The sequence below is a fragment of the Algorimicrobium echini genome, assembly GCF_900115185.1.
GTDB classification, from domain to species: Bacteria; Bacteroidota; Bacteroidia; order Flavobacteriales; family Flavobacteriaceae; genus Algorimicrobium; species Algorimicrobium echini.
The window spans coordinates 1-1,230 of record NZ_FOVN01000024.1 but is presented as its reverse complement, the minus strand read 5'-3'; the positions used below and the strand labels follow the sequence as shown (position 1 = coordinate 1,230).

Sequence of the window (1,230 nt, the reverse complement as noted above, 5' to 3'; positions counted from 1 at the left end):
TTTATCTTTAGACTATAAAACACCTAATATGGTATATAAATTATCAGCTTAATTCAATTTTAACCTGTAGCCATATTTCAGGACAAGACATTTGAAAAAAATGAAGAATATAAATTGGATAGTAACAAGTGGGAATTCAAAAGTAGAAAAAGATAAAATAGTCTACGAACCAAAGACGATAACAAATCAATTGGGAAAAGAAGAAATTCTTTCCTCCGTTGTTAAATCAAATATTGAATTTGAAAGCGGAGAGATTTCATTCAAAGTTGTATCTGAAGATATTTATGGAAGGTGCCAAATAGTTTTTAACTATGACGAATCACCAATGGTTTTGGTTGGATTAAATGTTGCGAACGCTCTGTATGGAATTTCCAGATTTAATTCTAAAACGAATGATTTTGAAACTCTATCCGCAACTGGAATAAGCGAGACATTTGATACGAAAAGTGAATATGAAATTTGTGTCAAAGTTAACGGTTCGATTATTGAACTATTTGTAAACAGTGTATTAGTCTCAACGGGTTATGACAGAATTTTGCCTTCTCAAATGACTTTATTTTTTAGTTCAAATGCCAAAATCACAGTAAGGGATGTTAAAATTGTTCCTGTGAAACCAAAGGCTTTCATTGTTATGCAATTTACGGATGAGTATAATGACTTGTATACAGAAGTAATAAAACCTGTAGTTGAAGATTTTGGATTTGAATGTGAGAGAGCAGATGAAGCACATACAACAAATCCAATTCTACAAGATATAATTCAGTCTATAAGAGAAAGTTCGGTAATTATAGCAGATATTACACCAAACAATACAAATGTTTTCTATGAAGTTGGTTATGCTCACGCATCAAATAAATCAACAATACTTTTATGCGATAGAAAAAGGGATAAACTACCTTTTGATATATCTGGATTTAGAACACTATTCTACGATAACACTATCGCTGGAAAAGGTTTGGTAGAAAAAAGTTTAAGGAAATATCTTGAAAATTTGACAATAAATAAATAAAAACTACTGCCAACAACGGCTATAAGCAATTGGGGCGAAAGTGATAAAACGAAAGTATAAACATAAAACAAAGGTCTGTGCCAGACTGAAAAATTAGGGAGAAAAATCCCCAACTGCTCATAGCCCAACCGTTGGCAACCATTGCTGTACCCCAAAATTTCTAAAAAAAGATCTCACTCTATTCTTCCGATTTATCACTGTTACGGAACATAACGCACTTC

At 32.0% G+C, this 1,230-nt stretch carries 1 protein-coding gene; it reads left to right on the top strand.

From position 1 onward, the window contains the following. Window positions 1-100 precede the first annotated feature (100 nt). Entirely contained in the window at window positions 101-1,009 is a 909-nt protein-coding gene (locus BM239_RS15245) for a hypothetical protein (protein ID WP_092210203.1), read from the top strand. Window positions 1,010-1,230 lie beyond the last annotated feature (221 nt).

What these genes read in the sequence shown, in the direction of transcription:
- BM239_RS15245 (WP_092210203.1), top strand. Translation starts at nt 101, where the DNA reads ATGAAGAATATAAATTGGATAGTAACAAGTGGGAATTCAAAAGTAGAA.